Raw genomic sequence first — 20,087 nt, forward strand, 5'->3', positions numbered from 1 at the left:
GTGGGGGAGCTCCTACTCGTCCGGTGCGGTGGGGGGTGGTCTTTCGAACCGGAGTCTGCGGGAGCACAAGTGCCCGGCGGATGATGTCACTCCCCGATAACGCGGACCTATCAGGGAGATTTCGGCAGCCCAACTAGCGTGAGAATGGCGGGATTCGGGGGGCTATCGGTGGCTGGTGCGGTCAGCAGTGACCGGCCTACCCTCAGGGCATGGAGCTTGAGGTCAGGCACCTGCGCGCGCTGTGCGCCATCGCCGACGCCGGAAGCCTGCACAAGGCCGCCCGGCAACTCGGCGTGAGCCAACCCTCCCTGACGACCCAGCTGCGCCGCATCGAACGGGCCCTCGACGGCGAGCTGTTCCTGCGCGAGCGGACCGGCTGCCGGCCCACCCCCTTCGGCCGGACCGTGCTGGGCCGGGCCCGCCCGCTGCTCGCCGAGATGGCCGCGCTGGTGGCGGAGGCCCGCGAACTGGCCCACGCCTCACGGCTGCGCATCGGCTCCACGGCCAGCAGCGCGCTGCCGGGCTGGCTGCGGCGGATCCACCGGCGGCTTCCGGACACCGAGACCTCGCTCGTGGTCGACGTCTCCGCGAACGCACTGCTCAGGATGGTCGCCGCGGGACAGCTGGACGTGGCGTTCGTGCACGAGGTGGAGGGCAGTCCGCTGCGGGTGCCGCCCGGGCTGCAGATGCACGTACTGATGGAACGGGAACCCCAGTTCGTGTCGATGTCCCGGGACCATCCGGCCGCCGGGCAGGCCGTGGTCTCCTTACGGGACCTGGCCGCCGACCGCTGGATGGTCGACCCTTCGGTCGACGGCGAGTGGGACGGCCTCAGACGCGTCTTCGCCGGCGCCGGACTCGACCCGCCGGTGCTGCACGCCGACTACCACACGGCGACCTCGCTGATCATCTCCGGCGAGGCGGTGGCCCCGTGCCAGCCGACCTCGGGGCCGCGCGAGGACATGGCGATCCGGCCGCTCTGCGGGGACCCCCTCGCCGTGCGCCTGCTGCTGGCCACCAGACCGGGCGCGCACGCCGAGGTCTACGAGGACCTGCGCGCCGCCTATCGCGAGGCCGCCCTGCGGACGCCCCCGTACCGGGCCTGGCTCCACCACCACGCGAGCCCGCTGCTGGAGGCGGCGTAGCCGGGCCCGTACGGGCGCTCGCCTAGGCTGTCCCCTCCGGGGGCCGGGGTCTGACCGGCCGTCCACCGCTCCGCGGTGGACGTGACGCAGGTCACGGGAACTCCGCCCCGGGTGCCGGACAGCCCACAGGAGTGACGACAGAGATGCGAACCCGGGTGCGGTCCGGGGATCCGGACGCCTATGCGGAGCTGTTCGACAGCTACGCCCGCACCCTCTACAACCATGCCTTCCGGATGACCGGCGACTGGGCCGCCGCGGAGGACGTCATGTCGGCCGCCTTCATGGAGGCGTGGCGGCTGCGCGGCACGGTCGACGCCGAGGGCGGCTCGCTGCGGCCCTGGCTGCTGGGCATCGCCACCAACCTCGCCCGCAACCACTGCCGCAGCAACCGCCGCTACCGGGCCGCCGCTGCCGCCGCCACGGCGGCGGCCGGTGCCGCGTCCGTGCCCGACCACGCCGAGGAGGTGGCCGGCCGGCTGGACGACCGGCGGCAGATCGCGGCCACGCTCGGGCAGTTGAGCGCGCTGCGCCCGCCCGAGCGCGAAGTCCTCCTGTTGTGCCTGGGCGAAGGCCTGGAGTACGCCGAAGCCGCCCGAGTCCTCGGCATCCCGGTCGGAACGGTCCGTTCCAGGCTGTCCCGGGCCCGTACGAAGCTACGCAAACTCGCTGAAACAGAACTGAAGAAGAAAAAGCGGGAACCCGCGGCTCGGCCCCGACAGACATATGGCGACCGCACGAACACGGTCCGGTCCGCACAGGAAGGAACCCGATGAACCCCGACCCCTCCCGGCCCCGCCCGGCCGGCCGGGAGGAGCACCCGCTCCTCCCGCCGTTCGCCGCACGGGATCTGCCCGCGGGCCGCCACCAGTTCCACAAGGAGCGCCTGATGGCCCAGATCCACGAAGACCTCCGAGCCGCCGACGTTGCCCACGTCGTCGCCGCCCCGGCTTCCGCCCCCGGCCGTGCCACCGGGCCGCGCAACCCGTTCCTGCGCCGGGCGGTGTTCGTGCCCGCCGCCGCCTTCGCGCTGGCCGGAGCACTTGCCGTCGGCTTCTTCTCCTACCTGGACCGGGGCGCCGCGGACGGACCCGGTTCCACCGTCGCCACCGGCCCGGCGCTGACCACCCGGATCGGCGCCGCCGACCCCAAGGGGGCGCCGCAGCTCCTGGACCGGATCTCGCTGGCCTCCGCCTCCGTCGCCGGCCCGGCCGTGCGCGCGGACCAGTTCGTCTACATCGGCAGCAAGACGGCCAACACCTATGTGAAGACCGAGGGCGACAAGAGCACCCTGGTCAGCGAGCAACTGCACGTGCGCCACCAGTGGAACTCCCCGGACGGCACCAAGGGCTGGCTGATCGAGCCCGGCAACACCGGACCGGAAGGCGTGACCCTGGCGGGCCCCGACGAGATGGGCAACACCCCCACGCCGCACCTGAACGCGCCCACCCACAACTACCTCGCCACCCTGCCCACCGACCCCGACGTGCTGCTCCGGCGGATCTACGAGGAGACCAAGGGCAAGGGCAGGGGCCCCGACCAGGAGGCCTTCACCACGATCGGCGACCTGCTGCGCTCCAGCTACCCGCCGGCCGAGCTCACGACCGCGCTCTACCGGGCGGCGGCGAAGATCCCCGGCGTGGTGACGGTCGACGACGCGGTCGACGCCGCGGGCCGCAGCGGCATCGCGGTCGCCCGGCTCGACGAGCACTCCGGCCAGCGCGAGGAGTGGATCTTCGACCGCGAGACCCTCGCCTTCCTCGGCGAGCGCAGCGTCCAGGTGCAGGGCGAGTCCGGCGAACAGGGCCTGATCAAGCCCGGCACGGTCGTGTACACCAGCGCCGTCATGACCCGTACGGTCGTCGACCGGATCAAGGAACTGCCGCCCACGGCCCGCTGACCGGCAAGGCGCCGATCAGCGCCGCGCCCGGGCCCGGTCGTACGCCAGGGAGGCGGCCCCCTGCGCCAGCAGGACCGCGCCCGCCGCCGCCCAGCCCGGGCGGCGGCGGTGGGCCGCCCAGGCCAGCAGGGGCGCGCCGGCCGCCACTTGGGCCGCGCCCAGCAGCCGGGCCCTCGGGCCGCGGACCCACGGGCCGAGCCGGCCCCGCTCCACCGCGTCGAGCCCGGCCCGTACCGCGTCGCGCCGGCCGGACCACTCCAGCGTCTCCACGCCGGGAGCCACTCCGGCGGCACCCCGCAGCCGGTCGGCCGATTCGCCCGGGGAGAGCCCGGGCGGCAGGGCCAGTCCGGCGCGCCTCAGCAGGGCGACCAGTGCGAGCAGCCGGGCCTCCCCGTCCACGGCGGGGTCGGCGTCGGGGCGGGTGAGGCGCTCCAGTTCCGCCAGGTCGAGTACGGGGTCCAGGCCGAGCCGCGCCGACAGGGTCCGCATGGTGTCGGGCTCACCGGCCGGCCGCCCGGCCGCGTCCCACGCGTAGACGACGGTCCGCCGGAAGCCGCCGGCCAGGGCGAATCCGGTCCGGCCGGCCTCCCACCACAGGCTCAGCACCGGCCGGTCGGTGCCGATCGCGATCGCCGACCCCCAGCCGGAGAGGACCTCCGCCACGCTCTCCGGGCCGCCCCGCCACGGCTTGTCCTCGGGGACGAGCACGCTCCACGCGCCCGCCGGGGCGAGCAGCAGGCGTACGCGCAACAGGTGTGCCGGGGGCCGGACGGCAAGGGGTTCGGCACGGCAGAGCAGCATTCCGCCGGTCGCGGCCCTGGATATTGACATGCCCACACAATAGTGCAAAACACCCCGAACCGTGGGGTTTCGGAAGGGCGCTTGACTTCGCTCAACCGCGATATATCGTGTTAGCAGAAGACGCGATATGTTGCGTGCGTCGAGCCCGGTCCGTGAACGCACGAGGAGGATCAGCACCATGGCAGAGCAGTCGCCCGAGTCGTCGCCGTCGCCGTCGCCGTCGACATGGCACTTCGACGAACCGCAGAAGCTCACCTTCGAGGAGCCGGTGACCGAGCTCCGCGTCCGCCTCGTGAGCGGCACGGTCAACGTGGTCGCCGCCGAGGAGGGTCCGGCCCGCCTGGAGGTGACCGAGGTGGACGGACCGCCCCTGTACGTCGTGCAGGACGGCGGCACGCTCACCGTCTCCTACGAGGACCTGCCCTGGAACGGCTCCCAGGGCCTCAAGCAGTGGTTCGAGACCAAGCCCTGGAAGGCCTGGGCCGGTTCCGCCTCCGGCCGCAAGGCCTGGGAGCGCAGCGTCGCGATCACCCTCACCGTGCCCGCCGCCACCCAGGTCCACGTGGCCGCGGTCGGCGCCGCCGTCTTCGTCTCCGGCATCTCCGGCGGCACCGACGTCAACGGGGTCTCCGGCGACGCCACGCTGGTCGGACTGTCCGGCCGGGTCAAGGCGCACACCGTCTCCGGCAGTGTCGAGGCCCAGTCCGTCTCCGGCGAGTTCGGCTTCCACTCCGTCTCCGGCGGCCTGACCGTGGTCGACGGCTCGGGCGGGAACGTGCGGGCGGACTCGGTCAGCGGCGACATGCTCATCGACCTCGCCGCGGACCCCGCCGACCCCCGGCCGGTGGACATCTTCCTCAACTCCGTCTCCGGACAGGTCGCGATCCGCCTCCCGCACCCCGCCGACGCCAAGGTCGAGGCGAACACCGCCACCGGCCGCGTCTCCAACGCCTTCGAGGACCTGCGGGTCTCCGGCCAGATGGGAGCCAAGCGGATCACCGGGACCCTCGGCTCCGGTGCCGGCGCCCTGCGGGCGACCACGGTCTCCGGCTCGATCGCGCTGCTGCGCCGCCCGCAGGCCGACGCGGACCGCCCCGCCGCCCCCCTCGCGCTCGACAAGAAGGTGCTCTGACATGCCGCCCGTCTTCGCCCACGGCCGACTCCGCCTGTACCTCCTCAAGCTGCTGGACGAGGCCCCGCGCCACGGGTACGAGGTGATCCGCCTGCTGGAGGAGCGCTTCCAGGGCCTGTACGCGCCCTCCGCGGGCACCGTGTACCCGCGGCTGGCGAAGCTGGAGGCCGAGGGTCTGGTCACGCACGCCACCGAGGGCGGGCGCAAGGTGTACTCGATCACCGATGCCGGCCGGGCCGAACTCGCCGACCGCGGCGGCGAACTGGCCGACCTGGAGGTGGAGATCCGCGACTCGGTCACCGAGCTCGCCGCCGAGATGCGCGACGACGTCCGGGGCGCGGCGGGTGACCTGCGCCGTGAGATGCGGGCCGCGGCGTCGGCATCGGCGACCCAGGTCGAGGACGAGTCCTGGAAGGCCGCCAAGGAGGACCTGCGCAAGGCGCGGCAGGAGTGGAAGGAACAGGCGCGCCGGGCGAAGGACGAGAGCCGCCGTGCCCGCGAGGAGGCGCAGCAGGCCCGCCGCCAGGCCAAGGAGGCCCAGGAGCGGGCCCGCGAGGAGGTCCAGCGCATCGCGGGCCAGCTCCAGGAGCAGTTCGCCAAGTCCGGCGGCGTCCTGGGCAGCCTGGCCGGAGCCTGGCTCGGGAGCGGTGCGCAGGGCGCGTCCCCCGCGGGGGCGGCGGATGCGGATGTGTCGGCGGACGGCGACTGGGCGGCCGATCTGGCGTCCACCGGAGACCCGGCCCGTGACCTGGACCGGCTGCTGGACCGGTTCCGCGACGAGGTCCGAGACGCGGCGCGGGACCGCGGGGTGACCGCGGCCCAGGTGGCCGAGGCCCGCGGGCACCTCAAGGCCGCCAGCGGCCGCCTGGGGGCCACGTTCGGAGCCAGGTCCTAGGCCGTCTCTTTCGGATCTTGCCGGGCGTCGCGGGCCCGGCAAGATCCGGAAGAGACGGCCTAGCCCGCCTGCGGCGCCGCGGCCGGGGCTCCGCCCCGGACCCCGCGCCTCAAACGCCGGCGGGGCTGAAGGGGCGGGGCTACAGGCGTAGGGGCGGTCAGGCTGCCAGGGTCGTTTCGGCCGTGCCGTAGGTGACGCCGTGGTCCGACAGGACCTCGGAGACGGTGCCGGGGCGGGAGGTCAGGGCCAGCAGCAGGTGCAGGGTGCCGATGTGGTTGTCCTTGCGGCCCAGTGCGATGCGCAGGGACTGCTCCAGGACCTTCTTCGACCCCTCGGCGAAGGGGATGTGGCGGCCGCCGGTGCGGTCGTCCGCGTCCTCCCGCCCGAGGGCGGAGCGGATCGAGGAGCCCAGGGTCCGCCTGCGGGGCGCGGGGGCCGCGAGGGCGCCCTCGCCGTGGCTCTCCTCGACGCGGGAGACGATCTCGGTCAGGTCGATGCCGAGTCCGGCCAGCGCCTCCTCGTCCGCCCTGGACATGCCGCCCCGGCGGCGGGCCGCCGTGAGGTCGGCGGTCACCGCCGCGCGGTCCACGCCGAGCGGGTCCAGGGCGCCCAGGGCCAGCAGGGAGAGCAGCAGGTGCTCCTCGGTGACGGTGGGTGCCCCGGCCTGCCGGGCCTCGGTCACCGCTCCGGTCACGGTCGACCGGGCGTCGCGGGTGAAGCGTTCGAACATCAGAGCCTCCCGTATTTCTTGTGCACGGCCTGCCGGCTGACGCCCAGCTCGGCCGCGATCTCCTGCCAGGACCACCCCTGCGCGCGGGCGCTGCGTACCTGTACGGCCTCCAGCTGCTCCAGCAGCCTCCGGAGGGCGGCCACGGCACGCAGGCCCACGCGCGGGTCACGGTCACCGGCCCGTTCGGCGAGATCAGTGGCTTCGGTCATGGATGTCAATGTAGGTTGACGCGAGAGGTTCGTCAACCCTGGTTGACATCGAGGCCGGTCAGGGAGTGAGTACGATCTTGCCGAAGAGGTCGCCCGCCGCGAGCTTCTCGAATCCCTCCCGCGCCCGGTCCAGCGGCAGCACCTCGTCGATGACCGGCCGCAGCCCGGTGGTCGCGCAGAAGGCGAGCAGGTCCTCCAGCTCGTCCTTCGAGCCCATCGTCGAGCCGACCACCTTCAGCTCCAGGAAGAAGATCCGGGTCAGCTCGGCGTGCGCGGGGCGGTCGCCGCTCGTGGCGCCGGAGATCACCAGGGTGCCCCCCGGGCGCAGGGACTTCACGGAGTGCGACCAGGTGGCGGCGCCCACCGTCTCGATCACGGCGTCCACCCGCTGCGGCAGCCGCGCGCCCGGCTCGAACGCCTCCACCGCGCCCAGCTCCACGGCGCGCTTGCGCTTGGCCTCGTCCCGGCTCGTGGCGAACACCCGCAGGCCGGCCGCCTTGCCGAGGGCGATCGCGGCCGTCGCGACACCGCCGCCGGCCCCCTGCACCAGGACGGAGTCCCCGGGCCGGACCCCGGCGTTGGTGAACAGCATCCGGTACGCCGTCAGCCAGGCCGTCGGCAGGCAGGCGGCCTCCTCGAAGGTCAGCTCGGCGGGCTTGCGCAGCACGTTCCAGGCGGGGACGGTCACCTGCTCGGCGAAGGTCCCCTGGTAGCGCTCGGTCAGGATCGAGCGCGGCTCGTCCGGGCCGACCCCGTGGCCGCTCTGGCCGATCACGGAGTGCAGGACGACCTCGTTGCCGTCCTGGTCGATTCCGGCGGCGTCGCAGCCGAGGATCATCGGGAGTCTTTCCTCGCCGAGGCCGACCCCGCGCAGCGACCACAGGTCGTGGTGGTTGAGGGAGGCGGCCTTGACGTTCACGGTCACCCAGCCGGGCCGGGCCTCGGGGGCCGGGCGGTCGCCCAGCACAAGGCCGTTCAGCGGCTGGTCACGGTCGATTCGGGCGGCGTAGGCAGCGAACATGCCGCGACGCTACCGCTCGGTAGGGCCCGGTTCCAGACCTCCCGCGACCGCACGGGTGAGGCCTTCGTCGCACCCGGCCCGGTCCCGGGCCCGACGGACGGAGTCCGTCGCAGCGGCGCGAAGCCGGCAAGGCCCGCCAGGGCCGCACCGCGCGAGCGCCGCGTGCAAAAGCAGAGGCCCGGCCGGATGGGATCCGGTCGGGCCTCTTGGCGTACTGCTCAGGTCCGGTCTCAGACGAGACGGGCCACACCGTCGATCTTGGCCGCCGCGGCCACGGCCGTGGCGACGGCCTCGGCCACGCGCTCGTCGAACGGCGACGGGATCACGTAGTCGGCGGCGAGCTCGTCACCCACGACACCGGCGATGGCGTCGGCGGCGGCGATCTTCATGCCCTCGGTGATCCGGGTGGCGCGCACCTTGAAGGCACCCGCGAAGATGCCCGGGAAGGCCAGCACGTTGTTGATCTGGTTCGGGAAGTCCGAACGGCCCGTGGCCACGACCGCCGCGTACTTGTGCGCGACGTCCGGGTGGACCTCCGGGTTCGGGTTGGCCATGGCGAAGACGAACGCGTCCTTCGCCATGGTGGCCACCGCCTCCTCGGCGACGGAGCCGCCGGAGACGCCGATGAAGACGTCCGCGCCGTTCAGCGCGGTCTCCAGGGAGCCCGTCTGGCCGGTCTTGTTGGTCAGGCCGGCGATCTCCGCCTTGACGTCCGTCAGGTCGGAGCGGTCCGCGGACACGACGCCCTTGCGGTCGGTGACGCAGACGTCGCCGATGCCCGCGTCCACCAGGATCTTGGCGATGGCGATTCCCGCCGCGCCCGCGCCCGCGATCACGGCGCGCAGGTCGCCGAGGGTGCGACCGGTGAGCTTGGCGGCGTTGCGCAGCGCGGCCAGCGTCACGATGGCCGTGCCGTGCTGGTCGTCGTGGAAGATCGGGATGTCCAGCGCCTCCTGGAGGCGGCGCTCGATCTCGAAGCAGCGGGGCGCCGAGATGTCCTCCAGGTTGACCCCGCCGAAGGACGGGGCCAGACGGATGACCGTCTCGACGATCTCGTCCGTGTCCTTGGTGGCGAGCGCGATCGGGACCGCGTCCACACCACCGAACTGCTTGAAGAGGATGGCCTTGCCCTCCATCACGGGGAGGGAGGCTTCCGGGCCGATGTCACCGAGGCCGAGCACGGCCGTGCCGTCGGTGACGACGGCGACCACGTTGGACTTCCAGGTGTACTCGTTCACCAGTTCCGGCTGCTCGGCGATGGCCGTGCACACCTTCGCCACGCCCGGCGTGTAGGCCAGGGACAGGTCGTCCTTGTCGTTCACCGGAACCGTGGCCTGGATGGCCATCTTGCCGCCCCGGTGCAGTGCGAACACCGCGTCGGGGTTGTTGTCCGTCGCGCTGTCGCTGCGAGGGTTGACGATCTCCGCTGCCACTTCGTGTGACCCCTTAATTCCTTTTGTTCGTTGAGGGTGGCCACTCCTGGTTAAGGGGTGGGCGGGCACCGCGTCCGTACTCCGCGTCAACGGTTGGCCCGTCTCCGCGAAGGGGAGGTTCGTACGCGCGGGCGCGCCGCACGCGCGCCCTGAGCCCCGGATGAGGGGTGTAAGGATCTGTTCTACCCGAAGAACGCTCGCCCAGACGAGTCGATTCCCGCTCAACTGTAGGCCCGCTGCCCGGCTTTTGGCGAAAAGTCCAAACCTTGCCGTCCAGTGGGCGAGACGCCCCGTAGAAACTGCGGCCAAAACAGCAGGTCACAGCAGTATCTGCGGCCTCGAACCCCGTTCTCCGCAGTCCTGTTGGGCTACCCAGGGCGCCCGTTATGCGATTTTGACCTGACGGGCACCCTGAATGTCTCAGTCCGAATGGCAAGATGCCGTAATCACACAAGGTCGCGACACTCGATGGTGCGTGTCCGACCGTTTTTCGATGCTTTTCCACCAGCGCCGGAGGAACCAAGCCATGACCGCTAGCACCACCCGTCGTACGACCGCTGCACGGTCCCGGATCGCCGCGGTCGGCGCGATCGCGGTCGCGGGCGCCCTGATCCTCACCGGCTGTGGTGACCAGACCGACAAGGCCTCCAGCACCCCGTCGGGCGCGGCCGCCAACAGCAGCGCCCCGCTCTTCTCCAAGCTCCCGAAGAAGGTCCAGGACGCTGGTGTCATCAAGGTCGGCACGGACGCCACCTACGCGCCGATGGAGTTCACCGAGGGCGGCAAGATCGTCGGCGTCGACCCCGACGTGGCGGCGGCCATGGCCAAGCAGCTCGGCGTGCAGTTCAAGTTCGAGTCCGGCACCTTCGACACGCTGATCGGCAGCATGCAGACGGGCCGCAGCGACCTGGTCATGTCCTCGCTCACCGACACCAAGGCCCGTCAGGAGGGCCTGGACGACAAGGGCGCCAAGACCGGTGCCGGTGTCGACTTCGTCGACTACTTCTCCTCCTCGACCGGCATCCTGGTCAAGAAGGGCAACCCCCAGGGCATCAAGACCCTCGACGACCTGTGCGGCAAGACGGTCGCCGTGCAGCGCGGCACCACGTACGAGGAGTCGGCCAAGACCCAGGCCGAGAAGTGCAAGACGGACGGCAAGGGCGAGCTCAAGATCGAGTCCTTCCCGACCGATGCCGAGGCCCAGACCCGAGTGAAGGCCGGCGGCGCCGCCGCGGACCTGAACGACTCCCCGGTCGCCGCGTACATCGCGCAGACCGCGGGCGGCGGCAACGACTTCGAGGCCATCGCCAACCCGACCGACGCCGGTCTCTTCGGCATCGCGGTGGACAAGAAGAACACCCAGCTGCGCGACGCGCTCAAGGAAGCCCTTGACGCGGTCATCAAGGACGGCACGTACAAGGCCGCCCTGGACAAGTGGAACGCGGGCTCCGGCGCCGTGACCGAGGCCAAGATCAACGCCGGTTCCTGATCTCCGCGTACCACCGCAGCACACTGAAGGGCAGTCACTGTGACTGACAAGCTCGACAAGGTCCCGGGCCCGGCGGACAACCCGCCGGCCGGGGCCCTCCCCCCCGAGGCCATCAAGGCCATCCCGGTGCGCCACTACGGCCGCTGGGTCAGCGCCGTGGTCGTCATCGGCCTGGTCGTGGCGCTCGCCGTCGCCTTCTCGCAGGGCAACGTGCGCTGGGCGACCGTGCCGGAGAAGCTGTTCGACCCGACGATCCTGCGCGGCGTCGTCAACACGGTCTGGATCAGCATCACCTCGATGGCCCTGGGCCTGGTCCTCGGTATTCTCTTCGCCGTCATGCGGCTCTCGAAGAACCCGGTGACCAGCACCATCGCCTGGTTCTACATCTGGCTGTTCCGCGGCACCCCGGTGTACGTGCAGCTGCTGATCTGGTTCAACCTCGCCCTGATCTTCCCGATCCTGAACCTCGGGTTCTACAAGGACGAGATGACGCAGGTCATGACCCCGTTCCTGGCCGCCCTGCTGGGTCTGGGCCTGAACGAGGGCGCGTACATGGCGGAGATCGTCCGCGCCGGCATCCAGTCGGTCGACGAGGGCCAGACCGAGGCCTCGCACGCGCTCGGCATGACCCGCACGCAGACGATGCGCCGCGTCGTGCTGCCGCAGGCCATGCGGGTGATCGTGCCGCCGTCGGGCAACGAGTTCATCAACATGCTCAAGACCTCCTCGCTGGTGGTCGCCGTGCAGTACTTCGACCTGCTGCGCGCGGCTCAGGACATCGCCTCGACCTCGTTCGCGGTGATGGAGATGTTCTTCGTCGCTTCGATCTGGTACCTCGCCCTGACCTCGGTGTTCAGCGTCGGCCAGTACTACCTGGAGCGCCGCTACGCCCGTGGTGCGCTCCGCTCGCTGCCGCCGACACCGCTGCAGAAGGTCAAGGCGAAACTGTCCAGCTTCTCGAACCGCAAGGCGGTGGCCTGATGACGACTGCCATGGTGAAGGCCGAGGGCGTCCACAAGTCCTACGGTGCGGCGCACATCCTCAAGGGCATCGACCTGGAGGTCGCCCCGCGTGAGGTCTTCTGTCTGGTCGGCCCGTCCGGCTCCGGCAAGTCGACCTTCCTGCGGTGCATCAACCACCTGGAGCAGGTCAACGCGGGACGGCTGTACGTCGACGGGCAGCTCGTCGGCTACCGCCAGAAGGGCGACAAGCTCTACGAGCTGAAGGACAGCGAGGTCGCGGCCCAGCGCCGGGACATCGGCATGGTCTTCCAGCGCTTCAACCTCTTCCCGCACATGACGGCCATCGAGAACGTGATGGAAGCCCCGGTCATGGTCAAGGGGGAGTCCAAGGCGGTGGCGCGCGAGCGCGCCGTCAAGCTCCTGGACCGCGTCGGTCTCGGCGACAAGGGCGGGAACTACCCCACCCAGCTCTCCGGCGGCCAGCAGCAGCGCGTGGCGATCGCCCGCGCGCTGGCCATGGAGCCGAAGCTGATGCTCTTCGACGAGCCCACCTCGGCCCTCGACCCGGAGCTGGTCGGTGACGTCCTCGACGTCATGCGGGACCTCGCCGAGTCGGGCATGACCATGATCGTGGTCACCCACGAGATGGGCTTCGCCCGCGAGGTCGGCGACAACCTCGTCTTCATGGACGGCGGCGTGGTCGTCGAGTCGGGCCACCCCCGCGAGGTCCTGGGCAACCCCCAGCACGACCGCACGAAGGCATTCCTCTCCAAGGTGCTGTAGTTCCGGGGTGCAGTGACCTGCACCCGCGGACGGACGAGGGGCGGTACGGGAATCCGTACCGCCCCTCGGTCATTTCGGGATCCCTACTTCAGGCCCAGGACCAGCGCGTCCGAGGGGGAGCGCCAGACCGTACGGGCCTCCGCGAAGCCGGCGGCGCGCAGGGTCTCGGCGTGCCAGGCCTCGGAGGGGGTGTCGCCGTCCGCGTGCTCCCCGTAGATCTCGAAGCGCCGCTCGACCTGCTCGGCCAGCGCCGGGTCGGCCCCCGCCAGCGCCCACCACTCGCGCCAGTCCACCGCTCCGGCGGCCTTGGCCCGGTCCATGCCGGCGTGCCGGTGGGCGTGCTCGGCGGCGTCGATGCGCGGGGTGGCGGGGTCGGGCATGTGGTCGGCGTTCATGAACACCCCGCCCGGAACCAGGAGCGGCGCGAGCTGTCCGTACAGGACGGCCAGCTCCGCGCTCGGCAGCCAGTGCAGGGCGGTGGCCGTCGGGAGATCCCGCAAAACGCACATGCGTGCGGGAAGCGAGATCGCGCAAGATGAACCGCATGATCACGAGTGAGTGCGACGGATGCGGAAAGTGCCTGGTGGGGGTACGTCGCCTCTCTCGCCTGAAGGACTCGACCAACAGCCCTGAGAAGCAGTTGGACCAGGTGCTCAGCGCCGTTGCCGCCGTGGGGGGCCACCTCATCGCATGGGCCGACGACTGGGAGGTCTCGGGCGCCACTGACCCGATGGCGCGCCCGCAGCTCGGCCCCTGGCTGCGGGACGAGATGGGCCCGTACGACGGGATCGCGGGCTCGGCCGTTGACCGGATCGGCCGTAACCAGCGGGACGTATTGAACACGGCCTACACGGTCCACGAGTCCGGGCGTCTGCTGATCACATACGGTCACGAGGGTCCGTGGAACCTGGACGACCCCAACGACGAGATGCGCCTGTCCATGGAGTCCTTCGGGGCACAGATGGAGCTGCGGGCCATCCAGAAGCGCAACCGGGACGAGACCAAGCGTGCCCGTGCGGCCGGACAGCCCAAGCAGAAGAACCGGTACGGGTATCAGTTCGTCCGCCTGCACCCCACGGCCAAGGTCGATCACGTGGAGCTGGACCCGGTTGCCGCGCTGATCATCCGGGACGTGGCGCAACGCATCCTCGCCGACGAGACGGGCATGGTGACCGTCCACACGGAGGCCGTCCGGCTCAACCGGGCGGGAGTGCTCTCTCCGGCCGATCACCGATCGGTCATGTACGGGCGGCAGCCCAAGGGGACGCTGTGGAACCCGAAGGCGATCAAGCGGATGCTGACCAGCGAGGCGTCTTTGGGGTACCTGATGCACGACGAGCGCCCGGTGATCGGTCCGGACGGTCACGCCGTGCGCATTGCCCCTCCCCTGTGGGACCACGCGACCCGGGACGCCTTGATCGCGAAGACGGCTGCGAAGTGGACGGGTGCACGTGCCCCGAAGGGCGAGCACCTGCTGTCTGGTCTGGCGTTCTGCGGCACCTGCGGTCACCGGCTGTGGGTGGCGTCCCGCCACAAGCAGAACAACGCGTACGGCTGCTCGGCACGTGTACGGGGCATCCCCACGTCGGCGCACTGCAAGCCCGCACCGACGATGTCCATTCCGATGCTGGATGAGCTGGTTACGGAGTGGTTCCTTGTGGCGTTCGGATCTCACGACGTCCGGCGCAAGGAGTTCGACCCCGGTACCGGGTACGCCGCGCGAATCGCGGAGATCGAGGCCGACCGTACGCGGCTCCGGGGAGACCGCCAGGCGGGCCTGTACGAGTCGGAAGAGGACACGGAGTGGTTCCGGACCGAGTATGCCCGGATGACGCGGGAGATCGCCGAACTGAAGGAGCTTCCGGAGCGTCCGGCGGGGATGCGCTGGATGTCGGTCGGCCGCACCGTGGAAGAGGACTGGCTGTCCGCTCCTGACAATGTGGCACGTCGCGAGATCCTCGCGGAGTTCGACGTGCGGATAGAGCTTCACCCTGGCCACTCCACGCGCCGGTTCCGCGCAACGGCGCTCGACCCGGAGCAGCAGGCAGCGAATCGGAAGGCGGCACAAGAACATGCAGAAGAGGCCGCGCTGGCCGAGCTTGAAGACATCGATGCCAGTGCCTGACGGCCTGTAAGCGGCCGAACAGCCCCGGATGGTCCCCGTGACCGTCCGGGGCTTTCTCGTGCCCGCAGGCAGGCGTATGGGGCGTTCCGCGACTGCTCGCTGGCGGCCCCTTAGGGCTCGGGCAGCTCACCAGCGGGGCGAGTGGTGTTGGAGTGACGGTTACAACCGTCTTTTTAGAACACGTAGAAAAAATAAGAAAGAACAGAGACAGCTACCCCGAACGCCACCGCATCACCGACCGGGCTCGGGGCAAGGGTTGCTCTCCACTAGGACCGAGAGAGAAACCGGCTCTGCCCCACGCCACTGCGAGGGCGGGCAAGGGTTGCTCTCCACATAGACCGGAGCAAGCGCAGCCAACCTCACCCCGGTGGGGTGCGGCAAGCCTTGCTCTCCACTACTTCCGAGACCGGGAATACCGCGCACCCACCCAACGGGGGAACCCGGCGGACAGAGTGCCCGCTCTCGGAATCAACGCGCTGCCCGTGCACCACGCACCCCCTCGTTACGGGGGTGGCCGCAGGGGTCGTGAGGCAGCGAGCGGGGACCACACCGCCCATGAGTAACCGCCCTCCGGGGTGCCGAAAGGGGTTGTAAGCGCGTGTGGTCCCCATCGCGTCTGGGCTGGTCCCGAGCCGGCGAGGACGACGAGGGCTACGAGGAACGGCGCCGAACGGCGCCATGGTTGGGAGCCCAAGGCATCGGTGCCACGGTTTGCCTCACACATATCAGCCCGATGACCCAACAACAGCGTTTCCTTGTACGGGCTAAGAAGGCGTCTGGCCTGAGTTTTCCGGCCAGTCGCAACGGTTGCCTTCAGGGCTCCACCAAAGACCGTCTCCGCAATAGTGGAGTTCCCATCGACCGAGAGCGATGTTGCACTGGTAGTACCCCCTGGCATCGGTTTCGTCGAGCTTGAACATCTCGGATCCATCGCACTGTTCGCGTTCGATGCCAGCGGTGCTGTCAACTGGCCCGGCCTGCGCGGCTGACCAAGACGGGGCACATCCGAGGGCAAATAGTGCGGCCAGGGCGCCGCCAACGACGATCTTTCGCGTGTCCATACTCGGCTCAACGAGCCCCTATCGGTGGCGGTCACTGCACCGCGTCATCGAGCACCAGGACCACGACGACCAGGGGGTCATCATGCACTGTATCGACTGCACCGAGCCCGCCACACACCGCGGACGCTGCCACGGCCACCACCAGGACTACGAGCGTCGCCCCGCTGTTCGGGCACGGCGGTCACGGAGCCGGCGACGGGCGGCACGGTATGACGCTGCTGCGCGGCTCCGCCGACACGTGCAGGAACGGGGTACGGCCTGGTGTGACTGGTGCCTGGAAACGTACGGCTCCGATGACGTGGACGTGGACCATGTGCGCCCGCTGTCCCTCGGTGGCGAGGACACAGACGAGAACGTGCAGGTGCTGTGCCACGGGTGCCACGCGCTTAAGACAGCAACGGAGTTCGGGGCCGCTGCGTGACGGACACGGACGGCAACGTTCAGGCGCTACGCCGCCCGTGCCACAGGGCCAAGACCGCTGCTGACTTCGGAGCTAGCGTCCGATCGGATCCCCGTTGGTGGCCCCAGGACCGAGGTAGAACCAGTGGGAATCGTTCTCAAGGTGTGGCTTGAACGTTGCCAGGTCGCGAACCCGGGCGTAGCCGGGTGTGGGGGCTCCGGAGCCGACGACAGGGAGGTGCGCTGGAATGACAGTCCCCCCGCTGACGACGACCACAGGTTGACCGTCCCGGTACTCGATCGACAGTTTGCCGATGTCCTCGGGCTTGACCTGGTCCGCCGGGATGAGCGTCGGTTCGGTCGCTGCGGGCTTGTACGTGACCGGGGCCGGTCCCTTGGCGTTGGACGTGGTTTCAGACATGGCGTCTCCTCGCTGGCCGGCTACCTGCCTGCCTGGTCAGAGCGTTGCACTGCGCAACGTCACCGCAACCGCGACTTGCGGTGGAACGGCCGGGAATCGGCGAGGTGGCGCGAACGAGATCGCCCGTGTGGCCCTTGACTCCACTACCCCACCCTTTTTGGAGGTGATCCCCCATGCCCCGACGACCCCGCCCCCCTTGCTCTGTACCCGGGTGCCCCGAGCTGACCGCCCGTGGTGGCCGCTGTGCCGCTCATGAGCGCGAGGCAACCGCGCAGCGGGTCACGCCAGGGACGAGCGCGTACGGGCCTCGCTGGCCTTACATCCGGCGCGCGTACCTGTACCGGAACCCGTGGTGCGTGCTGTGTGGAAAGACCGCGACGGTTGCGGACCACTTCCCCGAGTCGCGTCGGTCGCTGCTTGCTCGGGGGGTTGCCGATCCGGACGTTGCCTCTCGCCTGCGTCCGCTGTGCACGTCGTGCCACAGCAGGGAGACCGCGAGGCATCAGCCGGGCGGATTCGCTGCGGAAGCGCGTTCGCGGCGTGAATCGCTGGAGCGTCCGCCGTTCTGACCCAGGGGGGTGACCCCTGCCCCTCCCGAGACCGCACGGCAGGGAGGCAAAAAACTTGCACGGCTCATTAGAGCTTTCCTGTGGAGCGACACCGAGTTCACGGTTTCGCTCCTTTGCTGTATCCACTATCACCATTGGAGAATTCAATGATTACTCTGGCCGAATCTGCCAAGCTCTCGCAGGACCAGTTGCAGCGCGGTGTCATCGAGACGTTCGTTCAGGAATCGCCGATCCTGGATCGCCTTCCGCTGCTGACGGTCGCTGGAAATGCCTACCGATACAACGAGGAATCCACTCTCCCGGGCGTCTCGTTCCGCGCGGTCAACGAGGCGTATCCGGAAAGCACGGGAACTCTGAATCAGAGGATCGAGACGCTTGCCATCCTGGGTGGTGACGCGGACGTGGACAAGTTCATCGCGCAGACCCGCGGCAACCTGAACGATCAGCGGGCCGTTCAGATCATGATGAAGGTCAAGGCGGCATCCGTTCATTTCTCGGATCAGTTCTTCAACGGCGACGTGATGGTGGACCCGAAGGGGTTCGACGGTCTGCGTAAGCGCCTCTTCGGCACTCAGGTCACCGATGCCAAGGGGCTCGGACCGGTGGCCAACGGCTACGAGTTCTTCGATGCGCTGGACACCCTGACCGCACGCGTCCGCGGCATTAACGGTGCCAACGGCGCGCTCTACATGAACGCCGACATCCGAGCCAAGATCGCATCAGGGTTCCGCCGGCTCGGCGGTTCCGAACTGCTGACGTCGGAGATCGCGGGCAAGCGTGCCGTGATGTGGAACGGAATCCCGATGCTCGACGCGGGCCAGAAGCTCGACGGTACGGACGTGCTGCCCCTGACGGCTGGGACCGGCGGCAAGCAGACCGGTGACATCTACGCGGTCCGCTTCGGGTCCACCGAGGCTGACGCAGGGGTCACCGGACTGACCAACGGTGGCGTACAGGCGACCGACCTCGGCGAGTCCCACGACAAGCCCGTCTACCGGACCCGCATCGACTTCTACTGCGGTCTCGCACTGTTCGGAGGAAAGGCAGCCGCCCGACTGACCAACGTGCTGACCGGCTGATCAACCCACAGAGCCCCCGTGCTCGTCTCCCTTCACAGGGTGGCGGGTGCGGGGGCTTTCTGCGTGTGGCCAGGGATGCGAATAATCGAGAATCACCCCGGACAGGGGCCCCTTCGGATCATCATGCTTGCGCTGTTGTGTCCGACGACGAGGGGAACAGCCATGGCAAGGCGACTGCGGGTCCTCGGGAGCACATCCGGAGTGGGCGACTGCCCGACGCTGTATGAGGACCTGGACACTGGGGAAGTGCTCGTACAAGGGGATGCGGTGACCGACCCCACGGACGTGGCACAGCTCAAGTACGTCAAGGAGGGAGAAGCGTTCGTGGTCGTGCCTCGGGCGCTGCTGGCGAACTTCTCCCCGAGGGAGGTCACGCACGTGCCCGAGTTCGTGCCGCAACAGAAGATCAGCGAGTTCATCAACGACGGGTTCGAGCACACCGCATGGCGGCTGGAGACCCGAAGCGGATACGCGTCCGATCAGGCGATGCCGTCCTATCAAGAGTTCCTGCGGACCGGTGACACGGCCGGGGAAGTCGGGCACCCGTGGTTCGCCAACGTCCGGCGCATGGTGGACAGCGGCAAGCGCTTCGAGCGGGTACGGATCGTGGACAACCCGCCGACCACCGGTCAGCGGTACCTGCTCGCCTGCGCTCGGACGAACGTGGCAGCCGGCGAGGACATCCGCCACCTGTGGCGCGATGATGCCGAGCGCTACGGCGTGAACCTCTCGGACTTCTGGCTGTTCGACTCCCGCACCGTGGCGCGCTTCCACTTCGAGGGTGAGCGCACCATCGGCATGGAGTTGATCACCGATCCGGCGGAAGTGCTGCGGGCCTGCCAGGTGCGGGATGCGGCATGGCACCACGCAGTCCCGTACCAGGAGTTCACGGCTCAGGTACCGTCCGCTGAGTGAGTACGGACTTTCAGCAAGCCCGGGTGTCCCTCGGCGCGCGCCTGCGGGAGCTGCGTACCGAGGGCGGGCTTACGGGCCGCGAACTTGCCGACCGGCTTGAGTGGGGACAGTCCAAGGTCAGCAAGCTGGAAAACGGCAAGCAGACGCCGACCGTCGCCGATCTCAAGGCGTGGGCCGAGGGGACCGGGAGCCCGGAGGTGAGCGGTGAACTGGTCGGTCGGCTGCGCGGGCTGGAGACGCAGTACCGATCATGGCGCAGACAGCTGGCGGGCGGTTATCGCGCCGTGCAGGAAGCGCACTGGGCACAGGCTCAGAAGACTCACTCTCGGCGCAGCTTCGATCCCGCACTGATACCCGGGCTTTTTCAGACCGCCGACTATGCGCGCGCCGTTCTCACTCGATACTCGGCGATCCACACCGCCCCCAGGGACATCGAGGCCGCCGTGCAGGCGCGCATGGGGCGGCAGGACATCCTCACGGACCAGAGCCGGACGTTTCACTTTCTCATCTGGGAAGGGGCTCTAAGGGCCCGCCCGTGCTCACCCCCGGTGCTCTCGGCGCAGCTTGATCGAATCGTGGGGCGGCTCGGCTCGGGGAACGTGAGGGTAGGGATCGTGCCGTTCGAAGCGGACATGAACGTCCCCGCCGGGGTCGGATTCTCGGTCCATGACGACAACCTCGTGATCACCGAGACGTGGCACGCCGAAATGTGGTTGGACGATCCGGAAGACGTCGCCCTGCACGTTCGTGCGTGGGAAGCGCTGGAGAGGAACGCTCTCTACGGCGCAGAGGCGCACCGGATGCTTATGCGGGCAAGGCAGTCTTTGAGTCCGCGAGAATAACCGCGAATACCCTCCCTCCGGCATCCCGCGCCTTGCCTAGCGTTCTGTCAGACAGAGCCAGAGGCGAAGGGTGGGGCGGTGAGCCGAGACAATACGAACACCACCAGGCGTAGTGCCATGACGCTGCGCGTATCTCGGGACAGCGGAAAGACCTACGGTCCCGAGATCATCGTGCCGAG

At 69.6% G+C, this 20,087-nt stretch carries 20 protein-coding genes and 1 pseudogene; 13 read left to right on the forward strand and 8 right to left on the reverse strand.

Translation table 11 applies throughout. The annotated features are described in order from the left end of the window. Positions 1 to 209 precede the first annotated feature (209 nt). From JYK04_RS27965 to JYK04_RS27975, 3 genes are all read left to right on the forward strand, one after another. The gene (locus tag JYK04_RS27965) at positions 210 to 1,145 is read left to right on the forward strand and encodes a LysR family transcriptional regulator (RefSeq protein ID WP_189732573.1); all 936 of its coding nucleotides are present in this window, start codon (positions 210 to 212) and stop codon (positions 1,143 to 1,145) included. Between the two features lie 143 nt (positions 1,146 to 1,288). Beyond that, complete coding sequence (locus tag JYK04_RS27970) at positions 1,289 to 1,918, forward strand: RNA polymerase sigma factor (RefSeq protein WP_189732571.1); 630 nt, start codon at positions 1,289 to 1,291, stop codon at positions 1,916 to 1,918. Continuing rightward, positions 1,915 to 3,042, forward strand: coding sequence for a CU044_5270 family protein (locus JYK04_RS27975; protein WP_189732569.1), 1,128 nt, complete (start codon positions 1,915 to 1,917; stop codon positions 3,040 to 3,042). The genes JYK04_RS27970 and JYK04_RS27975 overlap by 4 nt, the downstream gene beginning before the upstream one ends. A 15-nt stretch (positions 3,043 to 3,057) precedes the next feature. Here JYK04_RS27975 and JYK04_RS27980 read toward each other — a convergent pair whose 3' ends face one another. Continuing rightward, positions 3,058 to 3,867, reverse strand: coding sequence for a hypothetical protein (locus tag JYK04_RS27980; protein WP_189733666.1), 810 nt, complete (start codon positions 3,865 to 3,867; stop codon positions 3,058 to 3,060). 154 nt (positions 3,868 to 4,021) lie between these two features. On the opposite strand from JYK04_RS27980, the gene JYK04_RS27985 reads away from it, so the two are divergent. Then, the gene (locus JYK04_RS27985) at positions 4,022 to 4,975 is read left to right on the forward strand and encodes a DUF4097 family beta strand repeat-containing protein (RefSeq protein WP_189732567.1); all 954 of its coding nucleotides are present in this window, start codon (positions 4,022 to 4,024) and stop codon (positions 4,973 to 4,975) included. A 1-nt stretch (position 4,976) separates the two neighbouring features. Then, complete coding sequence (locus tag JYK04_RS27990; protein WP_189732564.1) at positions 4,977 to 5,870, forward strand: PadR family transcriptional regulator; 894 nt, start codon at positions 4,977 to 4,979, stop codon at positions 5,868 to 5,870. Positions 5,871 to 6,027: 157 nt separating this feature from the next. Here the strand turns inward: JYK04_RS27990 and JYK04_RS27995 are convergent, their stop codons facing one another. The 4 genes from JYK04_RS27995 to JYK04_RS28010 all read right to left on the reverse strand — a co-directional run bounded on the left by JYK04_RS27995 (position 6,028) and on the right by JYK04_RS28010 (position 9,263). After that, on the reverse strand, positions 6,028 to 6,600 hold the full coding sequence (locus JYK04_RS27995) for a Clp protease N-terminal domain-containing protein (protein ID WP_189732563.1): 573 nt from the start codon (positions 6,598 to 6,600) through the stop codon (positions 6,028 to 6,030). Beyond that, positions 6,600 to 6,809, reverse strand: coding sequence for a helix-turn-helix domain-containing protein (locus JYK04_RS28000; RefSeq protein WP_030013034.1), 210 nt, complete (start codon positions 6,807 to 6,809; stop codon positions 6,600 to 6,602). Before JYK04_RS28000 ends, JYK04_RS27995 begins: the two co-directional genes overlap by 1 nt. A 58-nt stretch (positions 6,810 to 6,867) precedes the next feature. Beyond that, positions 6,868 to 7,830 carry a zinc-binding dehydrogenase gene (locus JYK04_RS28005; protein ID WP_189732561.1) on the reverse strand — a complete coding sequence of 321 codons (963 nt, stop codon included), beginning with the start codon at positions 7,828 to 7,830 and terminating at the stop codon, positions 6,868 to 6,870. Between the two features lie 230 nt (positions 7,831 to 8,060). Then, positions 8,061 to 9,263: an NAD(P)-dependent malic enzyme gene (locus JYK04_RS28010; RefSeq protein ID WP_189732559.1), complete on the reverse strand. Its 1,203-nt coding sequence runs from the start codon at positions 9,261 to 9,263 to the stop codon at positions 8,061 to 8,063. A gap of 526 nt (positions 9,264 to 9,789) precedes the next feature. On the opposite strand from JYK04_RS28010, the gene JYK04_RS28015 reads away from it, so the two are divergent. The 3 genes from JYK04_RS28015 to JYK04_RS28025 are packed head-to-tail and all read left to right on the forward strand — an operon-like array spanning position 9,790 to position 12,497. Then, positions 9,790 to 10,752, forward strand: a complete 963-nt coding sequence (locus tag JYK04_RS28015) for an ABC transporter substrate-binding protein (RefSeq protein ID WP_189732557.1) — start codon at positions 9,790 to 9,792, stop codon at positions 10,750 to 10,752. A 39-nt stretch (positions 10,753 to 10,791) separates the two neighbouring features. Next, on the forward strand, positions 10,792 to 11,733 hold the full coding sequence (locus JYK04_RS28020; RefSeq protein WP_189732555.1) for an amino acid ABC transporter permease: 942 nt from the start codon (positions 10,792 to 10,794) through the stop codon (positions 11,731 to 11,733). Further along, positions 11,733 to 12,497: an amino acid ABC transporter ATP-binding protein gene (locus JYK04_RS28025; protein ID WP_030764406.1), complete on the forward strand. Its 765-nt coding sequence runs from the start codon at positions 11,733 to 11,735 to the stop codon at positions 12,495 to 12,497. The genes JYK04_RS28020 and JYK04_RS28025 overlap by 1 nt, the downstream gene beginning before the upstream one ends. An 83-nt stretch (positions 12,498 to 12,580) precedes the next feature. On the opposite strand, the pseudogene JYK04_RS28030 reads toward JYK04_RS28025, so the two are convergent. Beyond that, positions 12,581 to 12,982: pseudogene (locus JYK04_RS28030) on the reverse strand (SAM-dependent methyltransferase); the annotation flags it as partial. A 59-nt stretch (positions 12,983 to 13,041) separates the two neighbouring features. On the opposite strand from JYK04_RS28030, the gene JYK04_RS28035 reads away from it, so the two are divergent. Further along, positions 13,042 to 14,622, forward strand: a complete 1,581-nt coding sequence (locus JYK04_RS28035) for a recombinase family protein (protein ID WP_189732552.1) — start codon at positions 13,042 to 13,044, stop codon at positions 14,620 to 14,622. 764 nt (positions 14,623 to 15,386) lie between these two features. On the opposite strand, the gene JYK04_RS42425 is transcribed toward JYK04_RS28035, so the two are convergent. After that, the gene (locus JYK04_RS42425; RefSeq protein ID WP_189732550.1) at positions 15,387 to 15,683 is read right to left on the reverse strand and encodes a chitin binding peritrophin-A domain-containing protein; all 297 of its coding nucleotides are present in this window, start codon (positions 15,681 to 15,683) and stop codon (positions 15,387 to 15,389) included. An 82-nt stretch (positions 15,684 to 15,765) separates the two neighbouring features. Between JYK04_RS42425 and JYK04_RS28045 the strand changes: the two genes are divergently transcribed. Continuing rightward, the gene (locus tag JYK04_RS28045) at positions 15,766 to 16,104 is read left to right on the forward strand and encodes an HNH endonuclease (RefSeq protein ID WP_189733664.1); all 339 of its coding nucleotides are present in this window, start codon (positions 15,766 to 15,768) and stop codon (positions 16,102 to 16,104) included. Positions 16,105 to 16,176: 72 nt separating this feature from the next. On the opposite strand, the gene JYK04_RS28050 is transcribed toward JYK04_RS28045, so the two are convergent. Next, positions 16,177 to 16,503, reverse strand: a complete 327-nt coding sequence (locus tag JYK04_RS28050; RefSeq protein WP_189732548.1) for a hypothetical protein — start codon at positions 16,501 to 16,503, stop codon at positions 16,177 to 16,179. A 715-nt stretch (positions 16,504 to 17,218) separates the two neighbouring features. Between JYK04_RS28050 and JYK04_RS28055 the strand changes: the two genes are divergently transcribed. The 3 genes from JYK04_RS28055 to JYK04_RS28065 all read left to right on the forward strand — a co-directional run bounded on the left by JYK04_RS28055 (position 17,219) and on the right by JYK04_RS28065 (position 19,908). After that, the gene (locus JYK04_RS28055) at positions 17,219 to 18,151 is read left to right on the forward strand and encodes a major capsid protein (protein ID WP_189732546.1); all 933 of its coding nucleotides are present in this window, start codon (positions 17,219 to 17,221) and stop codon (positions 18,149 to 18,151) included. Positions 18,152 to 18,313: 162 nt separating this feature from the next. Next, positions 18,314 to 19,066, forward strand: a complete 753-nt coding sequence (locus tag JYK04_RS28060; protein ID WP_189732544.1) for a DUF6879 family protein — start codon at positions 18,314 to 18,316, stop codon at positions 19,064 to 19,066. After that, positions 19,063 to 19,908, forward strand: a complete 846-nt coding sequence (locus JYK04_RS28065) for a helix-turn-helix domain-containing protein (RefSeq protein WP_189732542.1) — start codon at positions 19,063 to 19,065, stop codon at positions 19,906 to 19,908. The genes JYK04_RS28060 and JYK04_RS28065 overlap by 4 nt, the downstream gene beginning before the upstream one ends. Positions 19,909 to 20,087 lie beyond the last annotated feature (179 nt).

The sequence above is a fragment of the Streptomyces nojiriensis genome, from assembly GCF_017639205.1.
GTDB lineage: Bacteria > Actinomycetota > Actinomycetes > Streptomycetales > Streptomycetaceae > Streptomyces > Streptomyces nojiriensis.